Here is a 5359-nt window from a genome sequence, read left to right as displayed (position 1 = left end):
GGGTGCGCAACAGCCCGGAGCATTTGCCGGAGATTGCCGAGGCGCTGGCACAAGTTATGGGGGTGGAAGTCGCGGAGCTGGCCGAAGCCAGCAGCCGCAATGCTTGCGAGGTATTTGGCTGGTAGCGGCCTCGGTTCAGACCAGCACCGTGCACAGCGCAAACCCTGCATACCACAACACCGCACAGCGCAGCAGCAGTTCCCACAGGCTGTCCAACCGCCCGAGCCCGCGCTGGCTGTCTTCTTCCTCGGGAATGTCATCGGCGATACGCCCCACCCGGGCCACCAGGTGCGCAGCACTGATGTGCCAGTTGAGCACCTCGTGCAACATCACCCGGGTGACCGCCAGGAAGTTGCCCACCAGCGCGAAGCTCAGGGCCAGTACGCGCACCGGCAACCAGTCCATGATGTGCCGCAGCTGCCCGGCACGTTTCTGCAGCGCCGGCTGCCTGCTGTGTTCACCGCAAAGCGCCAGCAGGCGATAAGCCAGCGCAGCACCGGGCCCCAGCAAGAAGTACCAGAAAATCACCGCGAAAAAGCCCTGATACACCTGCCACAACAGGTTGCCCTGCACACGCACCAGCAGGCTGTGCGGTTCATCGGCGGACAGGCCCAGGTCGCGCTCGGCCACATGCAACGCCGCCTGGTCATCGCCCCGCCGCCAGGCATCACGGAACGGCCCCAGCGAAGCCTTGGCATCGCCACGGCCCAGGCTGTAGATCAGCACCAGCAGGTGCACTGGCAAGGCCAGCAAGCCATACGCCACCGGCTCCAGCACATGCAGCAGCAACACCAGCAGCGCAACCGGGGCCAGCACCAGAATGGCCAGCGTCCACCAGGGGTGCACCTTGCCGCTACGCTCCAGGCGCACCAGCTCGCCAAGGAAAAACCCGTCACGCTGGACCTGATGGCGCAAGGCCGAGAACTTCTCGACCCACAGCGCCAGCAACAACACCAGAAAACTCATGCCTTGTCCTCGTTGTGCTGCAGCGCTTTGCGGTAGCGCGACCAGTCGAAGGCCTGGCCGGGATCGGTCTTGCGCTGCGGGGCGATGTCGCTGTGACCCTGGATGCGAGACAGGTCGATGGCCGGCCAGGCGCCCCGGATGTGCCGGGTAAGCTGCTCCAGCGCCGCGTACTGGGCATCGGTATAGGGCAGATCGTCGGTGCCTTCCAGCTCGATGCCGATGGAGAAATCGTTGCAGCCTTCGCGCCCGTCGAAGCACGACACACCCGCGTGCCAGGCGCGGTCAAGCAACGACACGAATTGGGTCACCGCACCATCACGCTCGACGAACAGGTGCGCGGACACGGTCAGGTGGTTGATGCTGGCGAAATAGGAGTGTTCGTTGGGGTCCAGGCGGTTCTGGAAGAACTGCTGCACCTTGCCGGTACCGAAACAGGCTGGCGGCAGGCTGATGTTGTGGATCACCAGCAGGGAGATCGCTTCGCCTTCGGGGCGGGCATTGAAGTTCGGCGAAGGGCAGTGGGTGATTCCGATTCCGTGGAACCAGCCAGTGGCACGGTCCAATTGCATGGGGCAGATCCTGAAAACGCCATGAACAGAGCAACAGTATGCCCTGCGCTCAACGCCGTTTGCATGTGAATGATTGTAATGTTGCCAGCTACTGCACCTGCCGACGCCGCAAACCGTCGAGCACTGCCTCCAGCGCTCGCTCGAACAGCAGCCCGTCATCGAGCACGCGCAAATCGCCGCGCTGAAGGGCCTGGGCCAGGCTGGCGGCGCTCCATTCGTGCACTTTCATGCCGGTGCGGTTGGCGAACACCAGCCTGTCGCTGCTGTCGATGCGCGCCACCAGCTTGCAACGCTGCGGCTCGGCCTCGTCAAGCACCTCGAACCAGGTACCGATACGCAGCCGCTGTACCTGCTGCAGCGCCGCAGCCTGCGCGTCGGCAACCTGCAACGGAGCACAGGCTGGCTCCTCGGCTATCGCCAGCACGATATCTTCGGCCACCAGCACGTCGCTCAAGCGCTGGCGCTGGCCGCCAGGCGGTAGCTCGCTGCTTGTTGCGCAGGCACGCAGGTGCAATTGCTCCAGTTGCAAGAAGAACTCGCGGGTTGCCAGGGAATCCAGGGCCACGCTGGACAATCCATCACGCAATGCCTTGAGCAGGCTCGGCACTTGCTGCAGCAGGGCTTGAGGGTCCTGTGGAGGGGTAACGCTGACCAGCAGCGTGTCCATGGTCTGCAATGCCTCGCGCCAGGCCCTGGAGGCCTCGCCTTGCTTCAACCACGCCAACAGCAATACCTGGCTCCAGGTTTGCACCAGCATCTGTACTACCACCTGCGGCAACAGCCGGCCCCGCAGACGCTGATTGAGTACTTGCTGCACCTGCTGCCTGGCCTGCAATGCGCGGGCACGCCCCAGTTCTGCGTCGCGGGTGCGTTGTTCAAGCAGCTCGTTGCGCCGCCGCTCGTCCTGATTGAAGGCGACGAAGTCGTCGAGCAACTCGGCAAACAGGCTGGCATCTTCAGCAAAATCGTTGAGCAGACGCTGGACGATACGCTCAACCTTCAGGTGCAGGCTGTCGCGCAGGCCTTTGCTACCGCACTCCCAACCCATCGCCGCGGTTGCGATCTCGTTGAGCAGCCGGCGTGCCGGATGACTGGCCCGGCTGAACAGCCCCTTGTCCAGCAAGGCCACCTTGAGCAGCGGAATATGCAGGCGTGCAAGCAGCGGGCGCAGGCTGGCGGGCAAGTTGTCATCGCGCTCGATAAAGGCGAACAGCCGACCGACGAGGTTGAGCATGTCTTCGTCGGCCGAGGCGATCCGCCGGTGCGTGCCGCTGCGCACGCTGACCCGCAACAGCAGTTGCTCAAGCTGCTGGCCAAGGTCGAAATCATCAGCCTGATGGGTAGCGGGCACATAGCGCTGCAGATGCGAAAGCAGGCGCAGCAGGTCGGCGGTGCTAACTGGCTGAACGCTGGTCGCGCTGTGCAAGCGCGGCGCGAACTGACCGCGCACCGGCGCCAGAAGCGTTTGCAAGGCGTTGAAACAGGCCTGGCCTGTGGCGTCTGCGTCTGGCGCTTGGCCCTCTGTTACAGGCCCACGGCGCGCGCGCATGCGCCGGTCTTCGGCACGCCGCCGCGGCGGCAGTGGCAACTCGGCAAGCACGCCGGCCGCACGCAACAATTGGTTGGCCTGGTTGTAGATGATGTCGGCATCACGCAGCACATAGCGCTCGAACAGCTTGAGCAGCACCAGTTTGACCCGCAGGCCTACCCCCAGGTTGCGACCGGCGTCGAGAAAATAGTCGCACAACGCGGCAGGCCCCAGCGGGTTATGTTGCTCGTACAACGGGCGGTCGAGCAGCACCTGCAAGCGCAAAACCAGTTGCTGCAGAGCAATGCCATCGCGTGACAGCACCCGCCCTACCATGCCTTCGACGGCAACGGCCCGCTCTACCTGGGCCTTGCTGCGGGGCTTGCCGGCATCGGCCAGGTGCGCCAGCAGGTCAACCTGGCCGATGCGGGCGAAGGTGTCGTAGAAGATGTCGAGAAAGCCACGCTCGATGCTTTTACGCTTCAGGCGCAGGTCGCGCATGGCCTCGAAATATAGGTTCTGGTCACAGCGATCCAGGGCCTTGTCGGCCATTTCGAAAAGGGTGTCGTCAGCGTTGTCGAACAAGTCCTGCAAGCCTTGGCGCAACTGCAGGGCGGCCTTGTCGCGCACTTGCAGAAGCAACACCGGAAGGCAAGGCAGAGGCGTACGCCCCCCTCGGTCGATGGCTGCCGCCAAGGGCACCACCTTGCCTTCTTTCTGCATCCCGGACTCCTTGCTGGGTGACTGGCCACACGGGCCAGAGGTCGTCAAACCCATGACGCCAAATACTGGTCACCATTATCGGTAAAATTTCGCACAGCTGCCAGCATCGTTTCACTGGCTGATCAAGGACCTTGATTCGCCGTGGATGCTCACGATGCCCGACCAAAGGTCGTGAGCAATGCGGCTGTACACCTAGGTCCCCTGCCCTATAATCGCGGGCATCTAGCTTTTGGAGCAGACCATGCCGAACCTACGCCTCGCCGACCTGACCGCTGAAATCGAAGCCAATGTGCGCCGCGCACTGTTGGAGGACATCGGCAGTGGCGATATAACCGCGCAGTTGATCCCGGCCGAGCGCCTGGCAAAGGCCACCATCATCACCCGCGAAGACTGTGTGATCGCCGGCACGGCCTGGGTCGATGCGGTATTCCGCCAGCTCGACCCGCGCGTGGCAGTGCACTGGCAGGTGGCCGACGGCGAACGCGCCAAGGCCAACCAGCCACTGTTCCACCTCGAAGGGCCGGCCCGTTCGCTGCTGAGCGGTGAGCGCAGCGCACTGAACTTCTTGCAGCTGCTGTCTGGGGTGGCCACCCGTGCGCGGTTCCTGGCGGACCTGGTGGAGGGCACCCAGGTGCGCCTGCTGGATACCCGTAAAACCCTGCCGGGCCTGCGGCTGGCGCAGAAGTACGCAGTTACCTGTGGCGGTTGCGACAACCACCGCATCGGCCTGTACGACGCCTTCCTGATCAAGGAAAACCATATCGCCGCCAGCGGCGGTGTGGCTGAAGCCGTGGCGGCGGCCCACCGCATTGCGCCGGGCAAGCCGGTGGAAATCGAGGTGGAAAGCCTGGACGAACTGCGCCAGGCACTGGACGCAGGCGCCGACATCATCATGCTTGACGAACTGAACCTGGATGAAATGCGCGAAGCAGTGGGCATTACTGCTGGCAAAGCCAAGCTCGAGGCCAGTGGCGGGGTCAACGAGACAACCCTGCGGGAGATTGCCGAGACCGGCGTGGACTACATCTCGATTGGTGCGATGACCAAGGATGTGAAGGCGGTAGACCTGTCGATGCGGTTGAGCCTGTGAGCTGATTGCAAACAACAAAAAACCGGCCATCGAGCCGGTTTTTTGTTGTTTGCAAAGGGCCGCAAAGCGACCCCCGCCCCACTTGAATCAGAACGAAGCGTTGGCCAGCCCGTCCAGGTAACGCTCGACGTCCAGCGCCGCCATGCAGCCAGCACCGGCCGAGGTAATGGCCTGGCGGTAAACGTGGTCCGCCACGTCGCCAGCGGCAAACACGCCTTCGACATTGGTGGCGGTGGCATTGCCCTCACGGCCGCCGGCAACCACCAGGTAGCCGTCCTTCAGGGTCAGCTGGCCTTCGAACAGCGAGGTGTTCGGGGTGTGGCCAATGGCGATGAATACGCCGTCGACCTTGATTTCGTCGCTGCTGCCGTCGTTGTTCTTCAGGCGCGCACCGGTCACGCCCATGTTGTCACCGAGCACTTCGTCCAGGGTGGCATTGAGCTTGAGCTCGATCTTGCCTTCGGCGACACGGGCGTTCAGCTT

At 63.4% G+C, this 5359-nt stretch carries 5 protein-coding genes and 1 pseudogene; 2 read left to right on the top strand and 4 right to left on the bottom strand.

Annotated features, from left to right (window positions below; translation table 11 throughout):
• A pseudogene (locus tag HP546_RS25285) lies at positions 1 to 125 on the top strand (TatD family hydrolase); the annotation flags it as partial.
• 10 nt (positions 126 to 135) lie between these two features.
• Here HP546_RS25285 and ampE read toward each other — a convergent pair.
• From ampE to HP546_RS25270, 3 genes are all read right to left on the bottom strand, one after another.
• Positions 136 to 966, bottom strand: a complete 831-nt coding sequence (gene ampE, locus HP546_RS25280; RefSeq protein ID WP_172231061.1) for a regulatory signaling modulator protein AmpE — start codon at positions 964 to 966, stop codon at positions 136 to 138.
• A complete protein-coding gene (gene ampD / locus HP546_RS25275) occupies positions 963 to 1535 on the bottom strand; it encodes a 1,6-anhydro-N-acetylmuramyl-L-alanine amidase AmpD (protein WP_172231058.1) in 573 nt (190 codons plus the stop codon). The genes ampE and ampD overlap by 4 nt, the downstream gene beginning before the upstream one ends.
• Before the next feature lie 88 nt (positions 1536 to 1623).
• Positions 1624 to 3786, bottom strand: a complete 2163-nt coding sequence (locus HP546_RS25270; protein ID WP_172231055.1) for a DUF1631 domain-containing protein — start codon at positions 3784 to 3786, stop codon at positions 1624 to 1626.
• A gap of 241 nt (positions 3787 to 4027) precedes the next feature.
• Between HP546_RS25270 and nadC the strand changes: the two genes are divergently transcribed.
• On the top strand, positions 4028 to 4876 hold the full coding sequence (nadC, locus tag HP546_RS25265) for a carboxylating nicotinate-nucleotide diphosphorylase (protein WP_172231052.1): 849 nt from the start codon (positions 4028 to 4030) through the stop codon (positions 4874 to 4876).
• 87 nt (positions 4877 to 4963) lie between these two features.
• On the opposite strand, the gene HP546_RS25260 is transcribed toward nadC, so the two are convergent.
• Positions 4964 to 5359 (bottom strand): FAD-dependent oxidoreductase (locus tag HP546_RS25260; RefSeq protein ID WP_172231049.1); only part of this gene is annotated, 396 nt, incomplete at its 5' end.

This window comes from Pseudomonas sp. CM25, from assembly GCF_013179705.1.
Lineage (GTDB): Bacteria > Pseudomonadota > Gammaproteobacteria > Pseudomonadales > Pseudomonadaceae > Aquipseudomonas.
Note: the sequence above shows the minus strand (reverse complement) of the source record. Positions and strands in the feature narration are given on the sequence as shown.

Excerpts from the sequence above, each read along its gene's own strand:
- HP546_RS25270 (WP_172231055.1), bottom strand. The coding sequence starts at position 3,786 with ATGCAGAAAGAAGGCAAGGTGGTGCCCTTGGCGGCAGCCATCGACCGA.
- ampD (WP_172231058.1), bottom strand. The coding sequence starts at position 1,535 with ATGCAATTGGACCGTGCCACTGGCTGGTTCCACGGAATCGGAATCACC.
- ampE (WP_172231061.1), bottom strand. The coding sequence starts at position 966 with ATGAGTTTTCTGGTGTTGTTGCTGGCGCTGTGGGTCGAGAAGTTCTCG.
- nadC (WP_172231052.1), top strand. The coding sequence starts at position 4,028 with ATGCCGAACCTACGCCTCGCCGACCTGACCGCTGAAATCGAAGCCAAT.